At 58.8% G+C, this 24316-nt stretch carries 19 protein-coding genes; 11 read left to right on the top strand and 8 right to left on the bottom strand.

The window, feature by feature from the left end; genetic code table 11:
- Positions 1 to 59: 59 nt before the first annotated feature.
- Positions 60 to 1034, bottom strand: a complete 975-nt coding sequence (locus tag CAL20_RS20185; protein WP_179266708.1) for a Bug family tripartite tricarboxylate transporter substrate binding protein — start codon at positions 1032 to 1034, stop codon at positions 60 to 62.
- A gap of 187 nt (positions 1035 to 1221) precedes the next feature.
- Positions 1222 to 2043: an AraC family transcriptional regulator gene (locus CAL20_RS20180; RefSeq protein WP_094838779.1), complete on the bottom strand. Its 822-nt coding sequence runs from the start codon at positions 2041 to 2043 to the stop codon at positions 1222 to 1224.
- Positions 2044 to 2158: 115 nt separating this feature from the next.
- On the opposite strand from CAL20_RS20180, the gene CAL20_RS20175 reads away from it, so the two are divergent.
- Complete coding sequence (locus CAL20_RS20175) at positions 2159 to 3109, top strand: alpha/beta fold hydrolase (protein WP_094838778.1); 951 nt, start codon at positions 2159 to 2161, stop codon at positions 3107 to 3109.
- Positions 3110 to 3270: 161 nt separating this feature from the next.
- On the opposite strand, the gene groL is transcribed toward CAL20_RS20175, so the two are convergent.
- The 4 genes from groL to CAL20_RS20155 all read right to left on the bottom strand — a co-directional run bounded on the left by groL (position 3271) and on the right by CAL20_RS20155 (position 8280).
- A complete protein-coding gene (gene groL / locus CAL20_RS20170) occupies positions 3271 to 4893 on the bottom strand; it encodes a chaperonin GroEL (protein ID WP_094822847.1) in 1623 nt (540 codons plus the stop codon).
- Positions 4894 to 4924: 31 nt separating this feature from the next.
- Positions 4925 to 5242 carry a co-chaperone GroES gene (locus tag CAL20_RS20165; protein ID WP_094822846.1) on the bottom strand — a complete coding sequence of 106 codons (318 nt, stop codon included), beginning with the start codon at positions 5240 to 5242 and terminating at the stop codon, positions 4925 to 4927.
- Positions 5243 to 5389: 147 nt separating this feature from the next.
- Positions 5390 to 6010, bottom strand: a complete 621-nt coding sequence (locus CAL20_RS20160) for a diguanylate cyclase (protein WP_179266707.1) — start codon at positions 6008 to 6010, stop codon at positions 5390 to 5392.
- Positions 6011 to 6210: 200 nt separating this feature from the next.
- The gene (locus tag CAL20_RS20155; RefSeq protein ID WP_094838777.1) at positions 6211 to 8280 is read right to left on the bottom strand and encodes a PhoX family protein; all 2070 of its coding nucleotides are present in this window, start codon (positions 8278 to 8280) and stop codon (positions 6211 to 6213) included.
- A 245-nt stretch (positions 8281 to 8525) separates the two neighbouring features.
- Between CAL20_RS20155 and CAL20_RS20150 the strand changes: the two genes are divergently transcribed.
- From CAL20_RS20150 to CAL20_RS20110, 9 genes are all read left to right on the top strand, one after another.
- Positions 8526 to 9458, top strand: a complete 933-nt coding sequence (locus tag CAL20_RS20150) for an AraC family transcriptional regulator (RefSeq protein WP_094838776.1) — start codon at positions 8526 to 8528, stop codon at positions 9456 to 9458.
- 67 nt (positions 9459 to 9525) lie between these two features.
- Positions 9526 to 10185, top strand: coding sequence for a 2Fe-2S iron-sulfur cluster-binding protein (locus tag CAL20_RS20145; protein ID WP_094838775.1), 660 nt, complete (start codon positions 9526 to 9528; stop codon positions 10183 to 10185).
- A gap of 4 nt (positions 10186 to 10189) precedes the next feature.
- Positions 10190 to 11182 carry an FAD binding domain-containing protein gene (locus CAL20_RS20140; protein ID WP_094838774.1) on the top strand — a complete coding sequence of 331 codons (993 nt, stop codon included), beginning with the start codon at positions 10190 to 10192 and terminating at the stop codon, positions 11180 to 11182.
- A gap of 2 nt (positions 11183 to 11184) precedes the next feature.
- Entirely contained in the window at positions 11185 to 13440 is a 2256-nt protein-coding gene (locus CAL20_RS20135) for a xanthine dehydrogenase family protein molybdopterin-binding subunit (RefSeq protein WP_094838773.1), read from the top strand.
- 229 nt (positions 13441 to 13669) lie between these two features.
- Entirely contained in the window at positions 13670 to 14611 is a 942-nt protein-coding gene (locus tag CAL20_RS20130; protein WP_094838772.1) for an ABC transporter permease, read from the top strand.
- The gene (locus CAL20_RS20125) at positions 14611 to 15444 is read left to right on the top strand and encodes an ABC transporter permease (RefSeq protein WP_094822839.1); all 834 of its coding nucleotides are present in this window, start codon (positions 14611 to 14613) and stop codon (positions 15442 to 15444) included. The genes CAL20_RS20130 and CAL20_RS20125 overlap by 1 nt, the downstream gene beginning before the upstream one ends.
- 2 nt (positions 15445 to 15446) lie before the next feature.
- The gene (locus CAL20_RS20120; protein ID WP_094822838.1) at positions 15447 to 17291 is read left to right on the top strand and encodes a dipeptide ABC transporter ATP-binding protein; all 1845 of its coding nucleotides are present in this window, start codon (positions 15447 to 15449) and stop codon (positions 17289 to 17291) included.
- A gap of 31 nt (positions 17292 to 17322) precedes the next feature.
- Positions 17323 to 18915 (top strand): ABC transporter substrate-binding protein, encoded by a 1593-nt coding sequence (locus CAL20_RS20115; protein ID WP_094838796.1) that lies wholly within the window; start codon positions 17323 to 17325, stop codon positions 18913 to 18915.
- Positions 18916 to 18933: 18 nt separating this feature from the next.
- Entirely contained in the window at positions 18934 to 20478 is a 1545-nt protein-coding gene (locus CAL20_RS20110; RefSeq protein ID WP_094838771.1) for a M81 family metallopeptidase, read from the top strand.
- Here the strand turns inward: CAL20_RS20110 and CAL20_RS20105 are convergent.
- Positions 20475 to 21419, bottom strand: a complete 945-nt coding sequence (locus CAL20_RS20105) for a LysR family transcriptional regulator (protein ID WP_094822836.1) — start codon at positions 21417 to 21419, stop codon at positions 20475 to 20477. The genes CAL20_RS20110 and CAL20_RS20105 overlap by 4 nt on opposite strands.
- Positions 21420 to 21756: 337 nt before the next feature.
- Between CAL20_RS20105 and CAL20_RS20100 the strand changes: the two genes are divergently transcribed.
- Positions 21757 to 22647: a manganese catalase family protein gene (locus CAL20_RS20100; protein ID WP_094822835.1), complete on the top strand. Its 891-nt coding sequence runs from the start codon at positions 21757 to 21759 to the stop codon at positions 22645 to 22647.
- Between the two features lie 92 nt (positions 22648 to 22739).
- On the opposite strand, the gene CAL20_RS20095 is transcribed toward CAL20_RS20100, so the two are convergent.
- On the bottom strand, positions 22740 to 24311 hold the full coding sequence (locus CAL20_RS20095) for an ATP-binding protein (RefSeq protein WP_094822834.1): 1572 nt from the start codon (positions 24309 to 24311) through the stop codon (positions 22740 to 22742).
- Positions 24312 to 24316 lie beyond the last annotated feature (5 nt).

The raw sequence follows: 24316 nt of genomic DNA, 5'->3' as shown, positions 1-24316 counted from the left end.
GTCCGGTCAGTCGGCATACGTTGGTCGGCCTCGGCACAACGGCGGCCTACACCATTCCACTATTTGCTCGCAACGATGTGCCGTTCAGATGCCAGCGTTTGCCATTTCGACAATTCAGCCTGCACATATTTTGCCGCGTCGGCGCTGTTCATGTCTGACGGTTCGGTGGCCTCGCGAGCAAACAGCTCACGCATATCCGGTTCGGCGCTGACTTTGCGTATGGCAGCATTCACACGGTTCACATAATCAGCCGGTGTGCCGACGGGCGCATATACCCCCCACCATACATCGACGGAATAGCCCGGCACGGTTTCCGCGATAGTCGGTACGTCAGGAAAGAATTTCGAACGTGTGGTCGACGTTGTTGCCAACACGCGTATGTCTTTGGCCTGCAAGGGACCGCTGACCGACGCCGGCGTGGTGATCATGGATTCCAGCCGGCCACCTATCATGTCCGTGACGGCGTTCGATATGCCTTTATAGGGTACGTGGACCATGTCTGTGCCTGTTTGTTGGCTCAGCAATTCCGAGCTCATTTGCCCGATGGATCCGATGCCGGCCGAGCCATAGTTCAGTTTGCCTTGATGGGATTTGGCATCATCGATCAATTGCGCCACGCTGGTATACGACGTGGACTTGCTCACCACGAGCACCATGGCGCCGCGTGCCACTACGGCTATAGGCGTGAATGACTTTATCGCGTCGTACGGCAGCTTTTCCTGCGTGGCCGCATTTGTCACGAATGACACTGAACTGAACAACAGGGTGCTGCCGTCCGGTTTTGCCCGCGCGACTTCGGACGCGCCAATCACGCCGCCGGCCCCAGGTTTGTTCTCGACGATAACGTTCGTGCCTAGCTCCTTCGATAGCTTGGCGCCCAGGGCGCGGCCGAACACATCGTTGCTGGCGCCGGGCGAAAACGGCACGATCAGCTTGATCAGATCGGGTAGGGGGGCTTCGGCGCGTGACGGCGCCGAGAGCAGACAGAGTGCGCTGGTCACCAGCGCACCGGCCAGGCGGGGAAGGGCATTCATCGTTGTCTCCATTTTTAGACATAATGTCTATTATTGAAAAAGTATAGGCATATGTCGCGGGCATGTCGAGCACTGGGATGCGGCGTTGAGTGACGCACAGCCGTGTTCGGACCCGCGTTTTCTCTATGAAGACGCGATGTTTTCTAGGGGTTTTCCTGTGGTGGGTGGGTGTAGGTATCGCGAATGTCTACCCAACCGACTTGCGCCATTGTCCGGGTGATTGCCCCGTGTGTGCTTTAAAGGCGCGTGATAAGGCGACCTCGCTGCCGTAGCCGACGTCGGCGGCGATGAGCTTGAGCGGCTGGCCTTGGCGTAATGCGCGTTGAGCCAGGCCGATGCGCCAGCTCTGTAGATACTGACCCGCCGTGATGCCCACCACCTCACGAAACGCCGTGGCGAACGCACTGCGTGACATGCCGGCGGTGCTGGCCAGATCCTCTAGCGACCATTCCCTGGACGGATGCTCATGCATGGCTACGATCGGGATGCGCAGGCGGGCATGTGCCAGTCCAGCCAACATGCCGCTTTGCATCTGATGGCTCTCCATCAGTTGCCGCAGGATTTGGATAATCACTACCTCGAATAGCCGGTTCACCACGGCATGCCTGCCGCATCGTTGTTCGAATGCTTCGTCGAACAATACTCGCAGCACGTCGGTCGCGCCGGCAATCGAATCCAGTGGCAGACAGATGAAAGGCGGAAGGGCCGCACTGATGGGATTGTGCAAACCCCCCTCGAAGCGCAGGTTGGCGCACACCATGTCCGCGCCATCTACAGCGTCCGTTATGAATCGATGCGCCATCGGCCGTGGATACAGTAGAAGGCTGGGTGTTTCGACGGTCAGCGAGATATCGTCGTGGATCACCTCGACCGGGCCACGCCGTATGAGGTGCAATTGGCCCAAGCCATCTTGTGCTTCCAACAGGTTGTGGCCGCATAGGGTACCGGCGTGAAACACCTGCGCGTTAATGGCGAAGCGCTGCAACAGTTCCGCGAGTCGATCTGTCATTTTGTACTTTAAGTTAATTTTCTTGGATTTTATATCATCAATCGTCTTGATTGGTCGCGCAGAATGTCGTTAAGCCACTCCGGCTCCTAACCGAATGACTACGACGAGGTTAATCATGAACACTCTATCCAAATCTGTTGCAACGACTATACTGGCCGCTGCTGTGCAGGCCGGCGCCCCGGCTCAAGCTGCTCCGACGGAAGAGGCGGCACGCGTGACCAATGTCACCAAGAACGGCAACTACATCACGACGCGCGATGGCGTACAGATTTACTTCAAGGACTGGGGCCCCAAAGACGGCCCTGTAGTGACCTTCAGCCACGGTTGGCCACTGAGTTCGGACAGCTGGGAATCGCAAATGATTTTCCTGGCATCTCAAGGTTATCGCGTGGTGGCGCATGATCGCCGCGGTCATGGCCGCTCCAGCCAACCCTGGGACGGCAACGATATGGATCACTATGCCGACGATCTGGCTGCGGTGATTCAAGCCCTGGATCTGAAAGACGTCACGTTAGTGGGCTTTTCCACAGGGGGCGGTGAAGTGGCCCGCTATATCGGCCGCCACGGAACCAATCGCGTCAAGAAAGCTGTCCTCGTCAGCGCGGTGCCCCCGCTGATGCTCAAGACTGCCGACAATCCCGGCGGTCTGCCTATCGAGGTTTTCGACGGCCTGCGCAAGGCATCGCTGGAGAACCGCTCGCAGCTATATCTGGATATCGCTTCGGGCCCGTTCTTCGGCTTCAATCGTCCGGGCGTCAAGCCTAACCAAGGCCTGATTCAAGCCTTCTGGGTGCAAGGTATGCAGGGCGGCCACAAGAACACGTATGACTCTATCGCTGCGTTCTCGGCGACTGACTTCCGTTCGGATCTGCAGAAGTTTGACGTACCTACGCTGGTGATCCATGGCGACGACGACCAGATCGTCCCGATTGATGCCGCGGGCAAGGCCTCCGCCGCGCAGGTCAAGGGTGCCAAGTTGATCGTCTATCCTGGCGCGCCTCACGGCCTGACAGATACGCACAAGGATCGTTTGAACCAGGATTTGCTCAACTTCTTGCGTGACTGACGAGGGTGCCGTCGAGTGCGCGGATTTGGCTGGACCGTGTGCCGACCATCTCCACCGATCCGCGCTCGTTTCCAAAACATCACGTTCGCAATGGCCATAATAAAAAGGCATCGCGCCGAAGCGCGATGCCCAAGAACTGCATTAAGAAGCTGACGCCAAGCTTAGAAGTCCATGGCCTCGGCAGGAGCTGCTTGCGGTTTGGTGTCTTCAGGCGCCTGTGCAACGGTAGCGTCGGTCGTGAGGATGAGCCCTGCAATTGACGCCGCGTTTTGCAATGCGGTCCGCGTCACCTTCGTCGGATCAACGACACCGATCTCGACCAAGTCACCGTACTCGCCGGTGGCTGCGTTGTAGCCATAGTTACCTTTGCCGTCAATGACCTTCGCGACGACTACCGACGGTTCTTCGCCAGCATTGGCCACGATGGCACGCAGCGGCGCTTCCAGGGCCCGCAGGACGATGCGGATGCCGGCATCCTGATCGGCGTTGTTGCCTTTCAGATCCTGAATCGCCGCTCGGGCGCGCAGCAATGCGACACCGCCTCCGGGTACGATGCCTTCCTCGACGGCCGCGCGCGTGGCGTGCAGCGCGTCGTCGACGCGGTCCTTCTTCTCCTTCATTTCGACTTCGGTTGCGGCGCCCACCTTGATCACTGCCACCCCGCCAGCCAGTTTGGCTACGCGCTCCTGCAGTTTTTCGCGGTCATAGTCGCTGGTCGCATCCTCGATCTGTTTGCGAATCGATTTGACGCGCGCGTCGATCGCCTCTTGTTTGCCCGCACCGTCGATGATGATGGTGTCTTCCTTGCGCACTTCGACCCGCTTGGCGCTTCCGAGATCTTGCAGCGTGGCTTTATCAAGCTGCTTGCCCGTTTCTTCGGAAATCACGGTGGCGCCGGTCAGGATGGCAATGTCTTCCAACATGGCCTTGCGGCGATCGCCGAAGCCCGGTGCTTTCACCGCAGTGACTTTGAGTACGCCGCGCATGGAGTTGACGACCAAGGTGGCCAATGCTTCTCCGTCTACATCTTCAGCGACGATCAGCAGAGGCTTGCCTGCCTTGGCGGCACTTTCCAGTACGGGCAACAGCTCGCGCACGTTGGAGATTTTCTTGTCGTACAGCAGAATCAGGGGATCGTCGAGCTGAGCGACTTGTTTCTCCGGGTCAGTGATGAAGTAGGGGCTGAGGTAGCCGCGATCGAACTGCATACCCTCTACGATATCCAGTTCATTGTCCAGCGACTTGCCGTCCTCTACTGTAATCACGCCCTCGCGTCCGACCTTGTCCATGGCATCGGCAATGATCTTGCCGATGGCTTCGTCGGCATTTGCCGACAGGGCAGCCACCTGTGCCGTCTCCTTGCTGGTAGAGATCGGTTTTGACATGTTGCGCAGGGCGTCTACGACGCCGGATACGGCCAGGTCGATACCACGCTTGAGATCCATGGGGTTCATGCCGGAGGCGACGTACTTCATGCCTTCCTGGACAATGGACTGTGCCAGCACGGTGGCCGTAGTCGTACCGTCGCCAGCCACGTCGGCGGTTTTCGATGCGACCTGCTTTACGATCTGGGCGCCCATATTTTCGAACTTGTCTTTAAGTTCGATTTCCTTGGCTACTGAGACGCCGTCCTTGGTAATGACCGGGGCGCCGAAGCTGCGTTCAAGCAGAACATTACGGCCCTTGGGCCCGAGCGTGACTTTTACGGCATCGGCCAGGATGTTGACGCCCTTGACGACACGGCTGCGGGCGCTATCGTGAAATTTAACGTCTTTCGCACTCATTTTTTGCTCCTCAATTTTTACGGTCGTCGCATCAGGCCGCTTTTTTCAATTGAGTATCCTGGGGGGTGAGCACGGCGAAGACATCTTCTTCGCGCATGACGAGCAGCTCTTCACCATCGACTTTCACGGTTTGGCCGGCATACTTCCCAAAAAGTACGTGATCGCCAGCTTTGAGTTCGAGCGCCCGTATCGAGCCATCGGCGTTACGCTTGCCTTGCCCCACAGCGACGACTTCGCCTTGCTCTGGCTTCTCAGCTGCCGAGTCTGGGATGACTATGCCGGAAGCCGTTTTGCGTTCCTGTTCGATTCGCTTAACGATAATCCGGTCGTAAAGGGGACGGATCTTCATGACTCTATCTCCTGAAGTCTTGATCATCAAAAAGTGAAAGCCGGCGCTGCGGATGGACCCGCGTGGCCGTACATCCAGGCGGATGCGCAAAAAATTTATGGGCGCCAGAAAGGCGCTTCAAGAGGAAATTTCGATTCAAAATGAAACTTAATGAATCAAAAAATCACTGCCTTTTCCGAGTCGATAAATCACCTTCCGGCGCAGTTCGCGGCCCTCTTTTTGCAATGAGACCGGGCATGGGGCCGAGCGGCCCCCATCGCCGTCCAGGGTGCAGTCATCCCCATCCAGTTGACTCCACAAGCCTCCTTTGCGAGGTCTGAACAGCCAACGGACGTAGCCTCGGCGCGAGGCGAGCTCGAGCAGTGCTTGCTGATCCGGTGCCTCGACGATTACCGCATCGTCCGAGCCCGGCAGATCCGAATAATCCGCGAAGGCCCTGCGGCATGCCAGCGCTTCTGACACTGGCGCATTCAGGCGATACCAGGCGGGTCTGACCACGCGTTCGACATCCCAGGCCCCGAGTTCCCAGCCCGCATTCAACACGGCGCGATCAATCACGGCATAGTCGTGCCAGCGCTGGTTGATTTGGACTGCGGAACCCGCAACAGACTGCAGCGAGCCAATTGATGCACGGTCGCGGTGGAACCCGTGCCAATGCAAGGTAAGAATGATTGGGGTATCCGCCTTTTGTATGGCGGTCGCCGTTACGGCGTAAAGCGGCAATTGCAGCGCAGCGGTGTGCGAAGTGATGGTTTCGATGATATCCATTCGCGTGCTCCAACGATTTTGCAGCCTTCCTGCGCAGACTGCGTCAATGACGTCGTTACACCGAATTTATCGCTATGGACGCAGATCCTCAAGCGCTCTCGGCCGGTGTTGCACCGCGGCATGAGGAATGCTGTCAGCAGTTGAAAAAAATCGGCCAATCACAAGGGATTGGCCGATTCGTTCGAACTCACCTCTACGTTTCACTTCAGCTTGATCGCACTCACATCCCCAGTCAGATACCCCACATAGGCACCGTTCTTGTCCTTGAAGTTCTTGTCGATAGCTTCATCGATCTGGGCCATGAGCGCGGCCGGCAAGCCACCGGTGGTGATCGATGATCCTGCCTCGTCGGCCTTGTTCATATAGCGCGCCCACTCGTCGCCCGCGTGCTGGAAGTTGCTGGCGATGTAGGTCCAACCGTTGATCTCATCTACGGCGTGCAGGCCGGTGGATTCGGCGCCAGCGGGGCATGACAATAGACGTTCGAGCGACTTGGTATCGACGTTGTACGCCCACAGGAAGTTGTTCAAGTGGTTGCCGCTGTCTTCGCCAATGAACAAAGTACGCAGTTGTTCCGAGAACTTCAGGTTGTCGGGGCTGGCGATCAGATCCGGATTGCTTGTGTTGCCCAAACCGTCGGCTGTGCCGGAGGGCAGGTCTTCGCCGGTGATAAGCACGGCAGTGCTTTGCGGAGCCCATTCGCTGTTGATTGCATTGCCGTCCGAGTCCACCATGCCGCCGCCCAGGAAATGCTGCAGTACGCAACCGGCGTTGACTTTCTTGGGAAAGTGCACATTGTGCTCGGCCACGTAACCGGACAGGCCGACGACCATGGAGTCGGTGATGTTGGCGATGGCCGAATAGGCGATCTTGTCTTTCGCGTTCACCGTTGTGCCTTCCATTTTGGTGAAGGCCATGCTGCCGCCTCTGAGCGCAGCATAGCGGTGGGTTTCCAGGAACGCAGCGGCTTTGTGCGTCCTGTCGCTGTCGTCGGCCAGCTTGACCCAACGCTGCGTTTTGTTGAGCGTTACGGAAGTATAGGTGTTGTCCGGCGCGGTGGTCGCGTTGACCACATCCATGATGTCTGTGGGCTGGATATTGTCGGTATTAACCAGTGCCGAGATTTCGTCACTCGTTGCATGGCCGAGCTTGATCCATTGGATTCTGCCGGCGGTTGCCTGGTCGACCGACCGGTCGCTCAGGACCGAGGTGTATTTCGCCACGTACAAGGTGCCGGCGGACAGATCGGCTTCCTTGTCGGCCACAAACATGAACAGGCCGCCGTTGGTGTAGTCGTCACCCATCAGCACGGTGCGCTGGTCGGGCATGACTTGGACCAGCTCGTGCGAGATACGGCCGAGGCAATAATGTTTCTTGGCCGTACCGGTGCCGTCGGGGTTGACGACGATCTCGGGCAAATGGCAATAGTTGTACGGGTTGGCGCTGGTCTCGTTGCCGTAGGTGAATTTGCTGTAGGCCTTGAGCGTGGACAGCGACTGGCCCCCCTGGTTCATATCGAACGCGTCCGGTTCGTATTCCTCGCTGGACAGGTGCGTACCCCAGGGCGACAGGCTCGCGCCGCAGGTGATCCACAGTCCGTGGACTTTCGACGTGTCGACGTTGTGATACTTGACCAGTGTGAGCTTGCCGGTTGCGGGGTCCTGATCCAGTGTCAGCACCGCAATTGGGGACGGCAGTGCACCGTAGGTGCTGGAGCCGTCTTTGGCTTTGCTCTTGTATTCGAACTGCACTACCGCAAATACGGTATTGCCCTTGACGCCGTCGACTTTTGCGCCCTCGACCGTCAGGAACGAGGTGCCATCGGGACAGTCCGAGTAGAACTGGCTGATATCTCCGGGCACCGAGGTGTCCATCAATGGCTGGTTATTGATGTCGTAGTAACCGCCAGCAAGGATCTCGCCGCCATTGCCGTCCGGCACCATGTCGCCGGTCATGAAGAACGGCTGATAGGCCAGCTTGTAATTGACGGTGCTGCCGTCAGTCAGCTCTAACACCAGTTCCGATTTCACGGAGGTGGTGGCTAATTCGGCTGGGCTGCTGGCAGCAGGGGCCGGCATGCCGACGAACCTCGCGGATTTGACTTGCGGAGTTGGGACCGGGGTCGACTCATCGTCGTCATCATCGTCACTGCCACTGCCGCAGGCCGCGAGCATCGCGGTCGTGGCTGCGCCCAGCGGCAGAAATGCCGGGGTACCGGCAATGAATTTCAGCAATTGACGGCGGTGGAGGTTTTTCAGTGAGTCAGGCATGTTGGTTAATTCCGGTTTGGGATATGCGGGCATTGAGGACACAGAGCTGGTGACATAGCCGTCGTTACATCCGTCGTCCCTGGCGCTCGCGTGAGAGGGGCATGCTAGGGAAAAGGGGTGACACCTTCATGAAGCTGTCCTAACTGTCAGCTGAACGACTGCAAAATGACCGTCTTTTTTGTGTACTTTCAGAGGACGAGGTGATTCAGCGACCCATAGCCCGTATCGACGGGGAGGATGACCGAATGGACACGACACATCGAGCATCGGCACAATTGCTGCAACCGTTAGTGGGCAATGGACAGATCCTCGCGAGCCAGCCTGACGGACAGGCGTTGCAAAAGCATTCGTTGTACGGCGGCCAGATCACTATCGACCGCCGCCGCTGGACTTGCCGTGAGGCGGAGTTTCGTTGGACGGCGCCACAGCACGTCATCATCCTGACCGAGCGTGGCGCTACTGCGCGCACTCATATTCGTGACGGCGCCAAACATATCTATGATGGCCGCGACCGTTCAGGAGTGATCAGTTTCGTGCCTGCCGGAGTAGAGCGTAATGGCTATTTCCGCGATGCTGATCTTGTCTACACCGCGTTGTGGGTCGATCCGCATCTGGATCTGCCGGGCTGTTCAAAATTGTCCACTGTTCCGCTGCGCGTCAATACCAGCGACTCCGTTATCCGCGCGCTCATGGCGTCGCTCGCTGCCGAAATGGCTGCAGGCCAACTGCCAGAGGCGGCGTACCTGGAACACGTGCTGGCGGTGATATCGCTGCGGCTAGGTGGCAACGTTGGCAGGCAATCTGCCGACGCAGCCGCTAAATTGCCTCGCCTGGGCCGTGGCGTACTCAAGCGCCTGGACGACTACATCGAGTCGCACATCGAAGCCGGGATATCGCTAAGCGAACTGGCGCGGCTGGCTGGAATGCCCATCGATACGTTTGCGCGGCGCTTCAAGGCCGAGACTGGCATGGCGCCCTATGCGTATGTAATCGAGCGCAGAGTGAGGCGAGCCAAAACGCTGCTGCGTACCCTCAATCTTCCGATCAGCGAGATTGCTTTCGGACTGGGTTTTTCCAGCCAAAGCCATTTCACGTCGACTTTCCGGCGCGTGATCGGCATCACGCCCTATGCCTACCGGCAGCGCGCGGGTTTCCAGGATTCTGATATCGCGTCCTGATTCCTGAAAGAGCGGCTCGGCGATCTTATCCATACTGAGTGCCTGCCCCTTCTTTCAGGAGAAACTCATGGATGACAATGCGCCGACGCGTCCTTCTCGACGCGCCATTCTGCAGGCTGGCGCCGCTACTGGCTTGTTGTTCGCAAGTGTGGCGCCGGCCGCGGTGCGCGAGTCGCGCGCGGCACAGGCTGTGCCAGGCGCTGCCACGCCGCTGGCGACTCGTCCCGTGACCTTGCGCGTCAATGCCGAGGTCTACACGCTGTCGCTGGACCCGCGCACCACGGTGCTGGATGCCTTGCGCCACGAGATAGGCCTGACGGGCTCCAAGAAAGGGTGTGATCACGGCCAGTGCGGCGCGTGCACCGTACTGATCAACGGCCGCCGCATCAATTCGTGCCTGGCCTTGGCGGTCATGCATGAGGACGATGACATCACCACCATCGAGGGCCTTGCCAATGATGAAAAACTGCATCCCATGCAGGCTGCTTTTGTCGCGCGTGACGGCTTTCAATGCGGCTATTGCACGCCCGGTCAGATCTGTTCGGCAGTGGGCATGCTGCAAGAGGTACGCGCCGGTTGGCCCAGCCATGCCAGCCAGGATGTGGCTGCGCCCATGACGACTCTGACCGATGCCGAGATACGCGAACGCATGAGCGGCAATATTTGCCGCTGCGCCGCGTATCCCAACATCGTTGCCGCTATTCACTACGCGGCCAAGGAGGCCTGATTTCATGATGCCTTTTACGTATGAGCGAGCTGCGAGCCCCCTTCAGGCCTCGGAAGCGGTCGCGGCAAATCCACGGGCGCGCTTTATCGGCGGCGGTACAAACCTGCTGGACCTGATGAAACTGGAAATTGAAAAACCCGATCATCTCGTCGATATCAGCCGCCTGCCCATGGCCATCATAGAAGACACTGCCGAGGGAGGTCTGCGCATCGGCGCTCAGGTAATCAATAGCGACCTGGCCGCCGATAGCCGCGTGCGCAGCCGGTATCCCGTGCTGTCGCAGGCGCTGCTGGCGGGGGCGTCGGGCCAAATTCGCAACAAGGCGACGACCGGCGGCAACCTGCTGCAGCGCACACGCTGCCCCTATTTCTACGACCCCAATACGCCCTGCAACAAGCGCGAACCGGGTACAGGGTGTTCAGCCATGCGTGGTCATAACCGCATGAATGCGGTAATCGGCGCCAGCGACCAATGCATTTCGGTACACCCCTCGGATATGGCCGTGGCGCTGACGGCGTTGGACGCTACAGTGCAGACCATCATGCCGGACGGCCAAACGCGTAGTCTGCCCGTCACCGAGCTGTACCGCTTGCCCGGCACGACGCCGCATATTGAAACCCAGCTGGCGCACGGCGAACTGATTGTTGCCGTCACGCTGCCTCCCGCGCCGCGCGGCCATCAGCTCTATCGCAAAGTGCGCGATCGTGCATCGTATGCGTTCGCTCTGGTCTCGGTAGCGGTGGTGCTCGATGCCTCAGGCGGCCAGGTGCGCACTGCCCGCATCGCATTAGGAGGTATTGCGCCCAAACCGTGGCGTGCCGTGGCTGCAGAACAGAGCGTGACGGGACAGCAGGCCGCCGTCGGGACCTATGTGGCGGCCGCCGAGGCTGCCCTGGCCACGGCACAGGGACATGGCGGTAACGATTTCAAGATTCCGCTGGCCAAGCGGACCCTGCAACAGGCGTTGGCGACAGCCGCCCACATCTCGCGAGCCTGACCATGACCACATCCACGCAAACTGAGAGCCTCATCGGCCAGCCTGTCGACCGCATTGATGGCCGATTGAAAGTAACGGGCCGGGCTACCTATGCTTACGAACACACCGAAGCCGGGCAAGCTGCCCATGGATACATCCTGGGCGCGTCCATCGCCAAGGGGCGCATCAGGGACATCGATGACAGCGCCGCGCGCCGCGCGCCAGGCGTCTTGTATGTGATGACCCATCGCAACGCGCCCGCGCAGCCGGAATTCGGCCCCGCTGTGCCGCCCAAGGTGCCGGATGTCTTCACGCGTGCCCGCCCCGCTCTGGTCAACGACCGCGTGCGCTATTACGACGAACCGGTGGCGCTCGTTGTGGCCGAAACTTTCGAGGCTGCGCGCGCGGCAGCCCGTCTGATACGTGTGCGCTACGACGAGGAAAAGGCCGATTTCGAACTGACGTCGCGCTTGGGGCAGGCCTATACGCCGCCGCGTGTCAATGCGGGTATGGCCCCCGACAGCGCGGTAGGTGACTTCGAGGGCGCGTTCAAGCAGGCAGCGGTCGCCTTGGATCTGACCTACGCGACACCGTATCAAAGCCATAATCCCATGGAGCCGCAGGCTACCATCGCGGTATGGCGGGGCGATGATCTGACGGTATACGCGTCAGCGCAGACTCTGAATAATTTTCGCGCCACGCTGGCCAACACGCTGCGCATTGCGCCTGAGCGTATCCGCATCATCAGCCCCTACGTGGGTGGAGGCTTTGGCGCCAAGCTGATTCCTCATGCCGATGCCATCCTGGCGGCGCTGGCCGCCAGAGTATTGCAGCGTCCCGTCAAGATCGCCTTGACGCGTCAACAGATGTATGCCAACGCTGGCTATCGTGCAGCTATGGTGCATCAGTTGCGCCTGGGCGCGCAGCCGGATGGCAAGTTGACGGCGATGGGCTACGACGTTTATTCGGCTACCTCTCGCTTCGAGGAGTTTTGCGAACAGACCGCAGTATTCGCCCGCCACTTGTATGCAGCCCCCAATCGTCTGACCCGTCATCGCCTGGTGCCCGTGGATCTGAATCGTGGCGAATGGATGCGTTCACCGGGGGAGGCACCTGGAATGTTGGCCTATGAATGCGGTATGGATGAACTAGCCGAGCGCCTGGCGCTGGATCCGATCGAGCTGCGTGTGCGTAATGAGCCCGCTCAAGACCCCGAGCGTGGCGTGCCGTTTTCCGCCCGCAATCTGGTGGAATGCATGCGCACCGGCGCCGAGCGTTTCGGGTGGAAACATCGCAATCCCAAGCCCGCCAGCGTGCGCGAGGGGCGCAAACTGATCGGCATGGGTATGGCGGCTGCCATCCGGCCCAATTACATCGGCGCCTCCACCGCACGTGTGGCTATCGATGCGATGGGCCGGATTACTGTCAGCATGGATATGACCGACATCGGTACAGGCACTTACACGATCATCACTCAGGTTGCCGCTGAGAGCCTGGGGGTGCCCATGTCGGCGGTACGAGTGCAGCTGGGTGATAGTCGTCATCCTCGCACCGCCGGCTCGGGCGGTTCGTGGGGAGCCGCGAGCACGAGCAATGCGGTGTTAGCGGCCTGCCAGGCTATCAAGCGCCAGATTGCTGACGCCGCCGGATCACCGTACCGCGAGGCCGACGCAGACGCGCTACGCTTTGCCGGCGGCAAGATCATCGCAGGCAGCCATTCAGAATCCCTGGCTGCGCTGATGCAGCGCGCAGCGCCACGTGGCTTGCAAGCCGAGGGCAGCGTGGGACCTATGGGCGAATCGTACAAAGCGTACTCGCAGCATTCGTACGGCGCGCACTTTGTCGAAGTCGAGATTGATATCGATACTGGTGAAATCCGCATGCGCCGCATGCTGTCGGTCATCAGTGCCGGGCGCATTCTCAATGCCAAGACGGCGCGCTCGCAGATCCTGGGAGGAATGACGTGGGGCATCGGCGCAGCATTGATGGAACAGACTCTGTTGGATACGCGCCATGGGCATTTCGTTAATCACGATCTGGCCGAATACCTGGTGCCGGTCAATGGCGACATCGCGCAGATGGAGGTCGTGTTTCTCGAGGAGCCCGACGAACACGCCAATGCGCTGGGCGTCAAGGGTCTGGGTGAGTTGGGCGTGTGCGGCGCGGGCGCGGCAGTGGCCAATGCTGTCTACAACGCAACGGGCGTTCGCGTGCGGGAGTTCCCGGTTACGTTGGATAAAGTGATGGCAGGCTTGGGCGACGCGGTTATCCAGGGGTGAGGGAATTCCCTAGGCTCTCCGAACTTCTTTTGGCCGCAAAACCAACAACCTTAAGGCTTTGCCGAAGCCTTCCAATAAAAGCAACGTTGTTTTAGAAATATTGATATGGATTGAATGTTCCCCTCTATCTAGAATCCGGCGCAAGTCGTTCTGCGTAGTTTCGCAGGGCAATCCGGGGGTAGCCGTTGGACGATTCTTTAGCCGCGGCTTGACTAGATAAAGGGAAACAATGCTTTCGTACACATTGCGACGGCTGTTCATGACCTTACCCGTCATGCTGTTCGTTGCGCTATTCGTGTTCGGCTTGCTTGACCTGGCGCCGGGTGACCCCGCCGCCTTGTTGGCGGGGGAAGACGCGACGCCCGATGACATTCTGCGCATTCGGGCGGCGTTGGGGCTGGACCAACCGTTTCTGCAACGCTTCGGTGTTTGGAGCTGGAATGTGTTGCACGGTGATCTGGGCATGTCGCTATTCACCGGTCAGCCGGTGAGCCATATGATCAGCCAGCGGCTTGCCCCGACGTTCTCGCTGATGCTGATGACTTTGATCGTCTCGGTCATCATCGCCATTCCGATCGGAGCATTGGCCGCATGGAAGCATAACCGTCTGCAGGATCGCACCATCATGGTCCTGGCGGTATTCAGTTTCTCTGTGCCTTCGTTTGCCGTAGGCTATTTGCTGGCCTGGTTCTTTGGCCTGCAACTACGGTGGTTTCCGGTGCAGGGGTACGTTCCCCTGTCGACCGGGTTCTGGGCCTCGGTACATACCTTGGTATTACCGGCGTTGGCATTGGGCAGTGTCTACGTAGCGCTGATCACTCGCATCACACGCGCAACACTGCTGGAAACCTTGAGTCAGGATTATGTGCGTACTGCGCGTGCCAAGGGCGTAAACAATCGTGGCCTGCTGTTTCGCCATGCATTAAAGAATGCCGCCGTACCCATCATCACTGTGATCGGCAGTGGCGTCGCGTTGCTGATCAGCGGCACGGTCGTAACTGAGACCGTCTTCTCTATTCCCGGGCTGGGCCGCCTGGTGGTCGATGCCATTCTGCGGCGCGACTACCCGATCATTCAGGGCGTCATTCTGCTCTTCAGCTTTATGTACGTGCTGGTCAACCTGTTGGTCGATCTGCTGTATCGCGCCTTCGATCCGAGGATCAAGTACTGATGAATACTTTTATCGGCTTTCTTAAGCGGCATCCGACGACAGCCGTCGGTGGCCTGCTGCTGTTGTTGCTGTTCCTGATCGCGATTTTTGCGCCATTTTTAGGGACGGTGGACCCGACCGCGCTATCTCCTATTCATCGTACGCGTGCACCCAGTGCGCAGTTCTGGTTCGGCACGGATCTGCTTGGCCGTGATGTGTACTCTCGCGTGATCTATGGCGCGCGCATCTCGTTGATTGTCGGGTTTTCGGTAGCGGCGTTGTCTACCGTGATCGGGGTCGCGATCGGCTTGGCTGCGGGTTTCGTCCGGTGGGTCGATGCGGTGGTGATGCGCATTATGGATGGCTTCATGTCCATTCCTACGATTCTGCTGGCGATTGCATTGATCGCACTGACGCGCGCGTCGTTGCAGAATGTGATCATTGCCATCACGATCGCCGAGGTGCCGCGGGTAGTGCGTTTGGTGCGTGGATTGGTGCTGTCGTTGCGTGAGCAACCTTATGTAGAGGCCGCTGTAGCCGCTGGGGCAAGCCGGCTTCGCATCGTGTTGCGCCATATCTTTCCGAATACCTTGGCAGCGTTGATGGTACAGGCCACCTATATATGCGGTGTAGCCATCCTGGCTGAAGCCAGCCTGTCCTTTATCGGCGCAGGCGTTCCGCCTTCGGTGCCGTCGTGGGGCAACATCATGGCCGAAGGCCGTGCACTGTGGCAGATCAAGCCTCACCTGATCGCTTTCCCGGCACTGTTCCTGTCTATCACGATCCTGGCCATCAACATGCTGGGCGATGGGCTGCGTGACGCGGTTGACCCGCGCATGGCCAAGAGGATTTGAAGATGAATACACATACCTCAAAGAACCGTCGCGTGCTCGAGGTCGAGGAACTGTCGATCGCCTTTGGCCGGGGCGACAAAACTTTCCGCGCGGTCAACTCGCTGAGCCTGCACGTTGATCGTGGCGAAACGCTGGCTATCGTGGGCGAATCCGGCTCGGGTAAATCGGTAACGTCGTTAGCGGTGATGCGTCTGGTGGAGTTTGGCGGCGGCCGTATCGAAAGCGGGCGCATGACGCTTCATCGTGCTACGGGCCAAGCCGTGGATCTGGTCGCTGCGTCCGAAGACAGTATGCGGGCGATGCGAGGCAACGACCTGGGCATGATTTTCCAAGAACCCATGACGTCGTTGAACCCGGTGTTCACGGTAGGAGCTCAGATCGTCGAGGCCATTCGCCTGCATCAGCCCGGCGATACTGCGACGGCACGTGCTGCGGCCATTCGTATTCTGGATCAGGTTCGTATACCCGGTGCTAGCGCTATCATGGGGCGCTATCCGCATGAACTGTCCGGTGGCATGCGCCAGCGCGTGATGATCGCCATGGCATTGTCATGCAAACCGACGCTGCTGATCGCTGATGAACCCACCACCGCACTGGATGTCACCATCCAGGCACAGATCCTGCAGCTCATCCGCGAACTGCAGCGCGAGATGGACATGGGAGTCATCTTCATTACGCACGACATGGGCGTGGTGGCCGAGGTGGCCGATCGCGTGATGGTGATGCGTAAAGGTGATGTGGTTGAGAACAACGATGTTTATGGGCTGTTCGAGGCGCCCAGCCATCCCTATACGAAAGCCCTGATGGCGGCGGTGCCGCGTCTGGGGGCGATGCGAGGCACGAGCTTGCCGGCGCGATTCCCTCTGCTGTCGGAAGCCGATCAGGCGGAGCCGCCGCCCGCCGTGGCGGCCAAGCCGGACGTGGTGCTGGGCGTGCGCGATCTGGTGACACGGTTCGACGTGCGCGGTGGCATGTTTGCTCGCGTCAAGAAACGTGTTCATGCCGTGGAGCAGGTCAATTTCGACTTGCATGCGGGCGAGACGCTGGCATTGGTGGGGGAATCCGGGTGCGGAAAAACGTCGACTGGCCGATCATTGCTGCGTCTGGCCAAAACCACACGCGGCACGATTACCTTTGAGGGGCGGACGATCGACCAGGACGACGCTGCAGGGCTGCGTCTGCTCCGTCGCAATATGCAGTTCGTATTCCAGGACCCATTTGCCTCCTTAAATCCCCGCATGCGCGTGGGCGATTGCGTCAAAGAGCCGATGCTGATCCATGGTCTCTACGACGGCGCTCAGGCAGACCACCGCGCGGCGGAACTATTTGAACGCGTGGGGCTGGATGCATCGATGTTGAGACGATGGCCACACGAGTTTTCAGGTGGCCAACGGCAACGTATCTGCATCGCTCGCGCGTTATCGGTCGACCCCAAGGTATTGATCGCCGACGAGTCCGTGTCTGCGCTGGACGTATCCATACAGGCGCAAATCGTGAATTTGCTGATTGATCTGCAGCGCGACTTGGGCGTGAGCCTATTGTTCATTTCCCACGATATGGCCGTAGTGGAACGGATCAGTCATCGCGTTGCGGTGATGTATCTGGGCCAGATCGTCGAGATCGGCCCGCGCCAGGCGATTTTCGAGAATCCCCAGCATGCTTATACCCGCAAGTTGATGCAGGCGGTGCCTATCGCGGATCCGACCGCTCGTCGCGGCGGCATGTTGGAACTGAGCGAGTTGCCCAGTCCTGTAAGGGCCGTGGGCGATGAACCCGATGTGAAGCCGCTGGTTCAAGTCGGCGACGGCCACTTTGTTGCGCGGCACCGTATTGGCGGTGCGTACTGAACGTTTTTCCTTTTTTATCCTGGAGATCAAAATGGATCGTAGAAGTTTTCTGTTGGCCTCATCCGCATCGGCCGCCGCCTGGGCGTTGCCGGGTATGTCTTTTGCACAATCCGGAAAACTGGCGTTTCGCTGGGTGCCGCAAGCCGACCTGACGTTGTTGGATCCGGTGTTCACGACTGCTGCCGTAACGCAGGTGCACGGACAATTGGTATTCGACACGTTGTATGGTCTGGATAACGACTATCAACCCAGCCCGCAAATGGTGGCCAACCACGTCAGCGAAAACGACGGCCTATTGTGGAAGATCACGCTGCGTGACGGCCTGGTGTTTCATGATGGATCGCCGGTACGCGCGCAGGATGCGGTAGCGAGCATCTTGCGTTGGTCCAAGAAAGACCTGATGGGTAAATCGCTGATGCAGTCGACGGAATCGCTGACCGCCTTGGACGACAAAACCATTCAATTCAAGCTGAAAAAACCGTTTCCACTGATTCTGAATGCGTTGGGGCGGCAATCGGGCAATATGGCATGCATCATGCCGGAGCGCCTGGCTCAGACGCCAGAAACCGAAGTCGTCAAAGAAATGGTGGGCAGCGGTCCGTTCAAATTTGTCGCTGAAAAATGGATGTCCGGCTCACGCGTGGTGTATGAGAAATTCGCCGGCTATGTGCCGCGCGCGGATGACCACAAGCCCGAGTTCACAGCGGGGCCGAAGCTCGCACACGTAGACGAGGTGCGTTGGCACATCATCCCCGACCGCGCTACCGCTATTGCTGCGCTGCAAGCGGGTGAGGTCGACGGTGTGGAGATGGTGGACAACGATTTCTTGCCCGTTTTGACTTCGGATCCCAGCATTCACCTGGTCAAGCGTAGCCTGCCGACCATCGGCGTGATGCGCTTCAATCATCTGCATGCGCCGTTCAATAATCCTGCCATTCGTCGTGCCGTACTCAGCGCGGTGAATCAGACGGAATACATGACCGCCATGAATGGCGCGGATTTCCCGGAGTACTGGAGTGATAAGTGCGGCGTGTTCGTGCCCGGTTCGCCGATGGACAGCGACGCCGGCATGGAAAAGCTGACGGGTAAGCGTGACATCGATGCCGCCCGCGAGGCTATCAAGGCGGCTGGATACAACGGCGAAAAGGTCGTGCTGTTGGATCCGGTGGATTTTCCCACTTGGCATGCTGCGGCGCTGGTTACCGCCGATCTGTTCAAACGCCTGGGGTTCAATGTGGACGTGCAGACCATGGATTGGGGTACAGCCGTGCAGCGCCGCAACAATCAGGACGCACCGGCCGCAGGGGGCTGGAGCGTTGCTTTCACGGGCAACACGGGCCCGAACAACCTGGATCCTGCTGGTCACTTGGCATTGCGCGGCAATGGTAAACAAGCCTGGTTCGGATGGCCGACCAGCGAGCGCATCGAAAAGCTGCGTCTGGATTGGTTCAACGCGCCAGACTTGGAAACACAAAAGAAAATATGCCGCGAAATCCAACTGCAGGTATTTGAGGATGTCCCGTACATTCCGCTGGGCGCGACCTATCCCGTCAGCGCCTTGCGCAAGGAATGGAAGGACTTCCAGCCGCAAATGTCCTTGTTCTACACCGTACGTAAGGACTAAGGCTAAAGGGAGATCCATATGAGTAGCAAAACACCGAAAGTCGCTGTTCTGGGCTTTCATCTGGAGGCCAATGCCTTTTCTCCGCTGTCGGTCGAACAAGATTTCCGAGCCCAATGCTGGGAAGAGGGCGAAACTATCACCGAGCTGGCTCGTAGCGTTAGCCGCCTGCCTAGCGAAGTGACGGGATTCTATGCGCGGATGGACGAGCTAGGACCTTGGACGCCGGCGCCATTGATTGTGGTCGGGGCGCCTCCGGGCGGTCCTGCCAGCGCGTCGGTATGGGCGACTTTTGTGGCCGAGGTGGAGCGTCGCCTGGTGGCCGCCATGCCGGTGGACGCGGTGTACGTGGCGAACCATGGCGCTTCGTCGGCAGAGGGCGAGGATGACACAGAGGGCGTGCTAGCGCTGCGTCTACGCAACATCGTGGGGCCGGACGTACCCATCATCGCCACGCACGATCTGCACTGCAATGTGTCTGAGGAAACCGTGGACGCGCTGGACGCATTAATCGCATACCGTACCAATCCACACGTCGACCAGCGAGAGCGTGCGGCTGATGCGGCCGATATGATTCATGAGATGCTGGACGGAACGCGCATGGAAACGGCATACATCCGTTTACCATTGACACCACCGTCCGTCACGCTATTGACGTCCAGCGGGCCTTACGCGGATATGGTGGCGATGGGCACGCGTTTGACGCAAAAACGTGGCGAAGGTCCCATCGCCCACGTTTCCGTTTGCGCTGGTTTTGTGTTTTCCGATCTGCCTAAATGCGGTGTCACCATCACCGTGACGTCACGTGGCGATCTGCAAGCCGCGCGTCGTACGGCGTTGCAAGTGGCCCGTGCGGGGTGGGCAGATCGGGCGCGCTACGTGGCTAACACCATCTCTGTCGAGCGCGCAGTCGAGTTGGCGCGAGACGCCAACAAACCTCTGCTATTTGCCGATGTTGCGGATAACCCCGGAGGCGGCGGTCGAGGCAATACGTCATGGCTGTTGAAGGCTTTCGACGAGGCGCATATCCCGAACGTCGTGCTCGGTATGTTCGTGGACCCGGCGTTGGTAGCCGAGGCCGGGCAGCTCGGTGTCGGTGCGGAGTTCGATGCCGTATTCAATCGCGAGGAAAGCCTGTATTCGCGGCGCTATACCTCGCGCGCTCGAGTGCTGAAACTGACCGATGGCGAGGGTATGGGGCGGCGCGGCATCATGCGGGGACGCAAGTTCTCGTTAGGGCCGACTTGTCTATTGGAGTTGTTGGAGTCGGGAATGCTGGTGGTGGTGGGCAGTCTGCGTCGTCAGCTGGCCGAGCCGGCGATCCTGGAAATGCATGACATCGACATCGCGCATGCGGGTCATGTCATTGTCAAAAGCCGAGGCCACTATCGGGCGGGCTTTGACGAGTTCTTCCCTGACGAACGTATACACGACGTTGATAGTCCCGGGCTGACCACGCCGAACCTGAAACAAGTCGATTTCAAGCGTTTGCCGAGGCCGGTATGGCCGTTGGACAATGACGCTGTCTGGCATGAACCGGCCTGGGCATCAGAAGTGACAGACTAGCGTGGTGCATCGGTCTCGATGGCGGCCATCATCCATGCTGGATGGTCATAGGCCGCCTCGATATGTTCGCGCAACATGTCCACAAAGCGCAGTACGCTGCTGGGCAGGTGGCGGTCAGCCATGGTCTGAATGTGACAGTTGCGCTGGTGCAAACTGCTGTTCGATAGCGGGACGGCGACCAGCTCGCCGCGTTCGGTCAACCCTCTGACCGTCAGGTCGCTGGAAAAGCCGATGGCGCCCCAGTCCATGCAGCTGGTGTGAATGCCCTCTTGGTTGTTGCAGGTGAGGGCCACGTTGAGCTTGATATTTTCGTGCATGCAGCAGAGATCGACCATGAAGCGTATCGTGCTGCCTGCTCCCATGAGTGCCACGGGGTGGTCTTTCAAGTCGCGTAGCGACAGTACTTTGTGTTTCGCCAGCGGATGAGCAGGCGACATGATCGCAAATACGGGCATTTTCCTGGCGTATTGAACGTCTACCCCTTGTGGCGGAGACAGGTTATAGCTCACGCCGATATCGTCTTCGCCCTCGCGCACGCGGCGATTGATCTCCAACGACTGCAGGGTAGTCAATTCAAAACGCAGGGTGGGTTCTATGGCCAGGGCCTTGCCAATGACGCGGGGCAATAATTCGCGGCCAAACGCCTGGTTGGCGGAAATTCGAATGAGTTTCTGACCAATTTGGCTCAATTCACGGATTTCTGCCCGGGCACGTTCGGATTCCAGCGCGGCGCGGCGTGCATAGGCTTTGAGCAGTTGTCCCGCCTCGGTCAACACCATGCCTCGGGCATGACGGTCGAACAATAGTGTCTGGTGTTCTTCTTCCAGTTTGCGGATCATTCGGCTCACTGCTGACGGGGCGACATGCAGTTTTTGTGCGGCGCCAGTCAACGACCCCGTATCTACGACTCCCAAGAAATACTGCAAAGCGGTGTTTAGCATGACATGAGGGCCGAGGCCAGGTCGAAATGGACAGGGTTCTTATACTAACTGAGAGCGTGGCGGCCACGCCGCAGGCGTCGGCGGCGGCTATGTTTCCGCGCATGGCGGAATTCCCGAATGAATCGGAAATTTTTGCTGATGTTCTTGGCGGTGTATCTACGGCCGGACTCGGGAACGAGAGATGCTCAATGACGGCAGGTCATTGCCGCCAGGGAGACGGCGCATGGCAGACCTCGACTAGTCTCAACGGCTTAGCCGTAAGCCGCACATTTACACCGCAGGGTCCATGCTCACGGCATTTTGCCGAGCCGCGCGCCCCTGCCTCACGGAGATCCTTATGTTCGCTCACAATAAACGCTTGCAATACACCGTCCGGGTGGCAGAAACGAACCCTGGCCTTGCGAATCTGCTGTTGGAACAGTTTGGCGGTCCGCAGGGTGAGTTGGCAGCGGCCTGTCGTTACTTTACACAGGCGCTCGCCGAAGACGATCCGGGCCGCAAAGACATGCTCTACGATATCGCCACCGAAGAGCTCAGCCATCTCGAAATCATCGGCACGCTCGTGGCGATGCTGAACAAGGGCGCCAAGGGAGCTTTGGCCGAGGCGACCGAATCCGAGGCCGATATGTATCGCCGCCTAAATGGGCCGGGCAATGATTCGCATGTGACCCAGGTGCTCTATGGGGGCGGGCCAGCGCTGGTGAACTCAGGCGGCCAGTTGTGGAGCGCGGGTTACATTGACACCATCGGTGACCCAGCGGCCGATCTGCGTTCCAACATCGCTGCAGAGGCTCGTGCGAAGATCATCTACGAGCGTTTGATCAACGCGACCGAGGATCCGGGGGTGAGAGAGGCATTGGGCTTTCTCATGACGCGCGAGGTCTCGCATCAACGTTCGTTCGAAAAGGCGCTTTATTCCATGGAGCCCAACTTTCCGCCAGGAAAGCTGCCTGGCGATCCGCGGTTTACCAGTGTCTATTTCAATATGTCCCAAGGGGAAGGTGATACACGGGGCCCCTGGAATAGCGACGAAAACTTCACCTACGAATCTGATCGCGATAAGCAATGTGCCATTGATGGCGATGGGCAGGCATCCGTCAATTTGAAGGAAGATGAACTCACCGCGATGCAAGCCCTGGTTTCGAGGACGGCGTCAGATCCGAACTCGAACCCGACCACGGGGACGGAACTGGGCGGCGGCCCTGAGACGTTGCGAGATAAACCCTGACGATTCGCCCCGCCTTTGCCAAGGCGCGCCGCCGGCCCGATGAAAGGAACAGCAGACCAGATCGGGCCGGTATCTGTTTTCGAGCGTGGGGCTCAAGCGTTTATGGAGCCGGATCGAGCTTGGCGGCTGCCCTTTACCAACACCTGGGTAAGCATGTCCAGGGAGTAGGGTTTTTGCATGACGGGGAACTCGACGGCTTCCGGGCCTGTTATGACGTCGCTGTATCCGCTGGCCAGCACAATGTGTATGCCGGGCCACAGCACGCGGATCCTTTTGGCCAGGTCAACGCCGTTCATGCCTGGCAATACGACGTCCAAGAGAGCGATGTCGAATCGTCCGTTATTGTCCTCGAGTGCGCGCAAGGCAGAGGGGGCGTCTTTCAGCCAAATCGGCCGCTGGCCGAGATCTTTCAGCATGGCGAAAACGACCTCGCCGACCATGAGATTGTCCTCGACCAGCAGAATGTCGTTTCGCACGCCGATGTTACGGATCAGGTCTGAATCGAGGGAGGTGCTGGCTATGGGCTGTGGAGCCTTTGCGGCGGGCAGATACAGCGTGAACTCCGTCCCTTGTCCTGGGGTACTCTGCACCCGCACGTCGCCGCCGGACTGCCGTACAAAACCTTGGACTTGGCTCAGTCCGAGTCCGGAGTTCTCGTGAGCGTCTTTTGTCGAGAAAAATGGGTCAAAGACATGGGCCAGAATATCAGGCTCGATGCCTACTCCCGTGTCTCGCACTGACAGGGCGACATGGCCTTCTGGTCGATTGGAGGCCGCAGTAGAGGCGGGAATATTTTCGATATGGTGAACGGCAATCGTCAGCGTACCTCCCGTGGGCATGGCATCCCGTGCGTTGATCACCAGGTTGAGCAAGGCCGATTCGAGTTGGCCGGGGTCGGCGAATATTGTGCAATTACCCGGACCCAGTTCATAGGTCAGCGCGATTGACGATCCGACCGAAGCCTCAAAGAGTTGCCTGAGAGAAGACAGATTCTCCCGTACATCGAAGACGTGCGGCTGAAGCGGTTGCTTTCTGGCATAAGCCAGCAGCTGCCGGGTCAATTGCGCGGCGCGTTCGGTGGTATCCGAAATGACGTCGACATAGTGCCTCATCGATTCCGGCAGGTCCTTCGACCTTTTCAGGAATTCGGCCGAGAATCTGATCGCGGTCAGGAAATTATTGAAATCGTGGGCCACCCCGCCAGTCAAGCGGCCTATAGCTTCCATTCTTTGTGCATGGTGCATGGAATCGCGGGCTGCCTGCAGCTGCTCCCGATGAGATTTCTGCTCCGTAATGTCCCTGGTAATTTTTGCAAACCCGATAAGTTGCTTCTTATCATCGTAGACAGGATCAATTACGACGCTGCACCAAAATCTGGTTCCGTTCTTGCGAACTCTCCACCCTTCGGCCTCGAACCGGCCGTCTTTTTTCGCGGTGGCCAAGGCTGATTGCGGCATACCGGCGGCTCGCTCCTCTTCAGTATAGAAAACCGAAAAATGCTGGCCGATAATCTCGTCCGCGGAGTAACCCTTAAAGCGCTCGGCGCCTGTGTTCCAACTGATGATCTGTCCGTTGATGTCCAAGAGATAGATCGCATAGTCCATGACCGCGTCGACCAATAGTCGATATAGGTCTTCCGTCGGAAGTTCTGCAGAAGAATCCATTTTCC

This window comes from Bordetella genomosp. 4, from assembly GCF_002261185.1.
In the GTDB taxonomy this organism is placed as follows: Bacteria; Pseudomonadota; Gammaproteobacteria; order Burkholderiales; family Burkholderiaceae_B; genus Bordetella_A.
The sequence above is the reverse complement of the archived record's forward strand: the minus strand, read 5'-3'. Positions and strand labels throughout refer to the sequence as shown.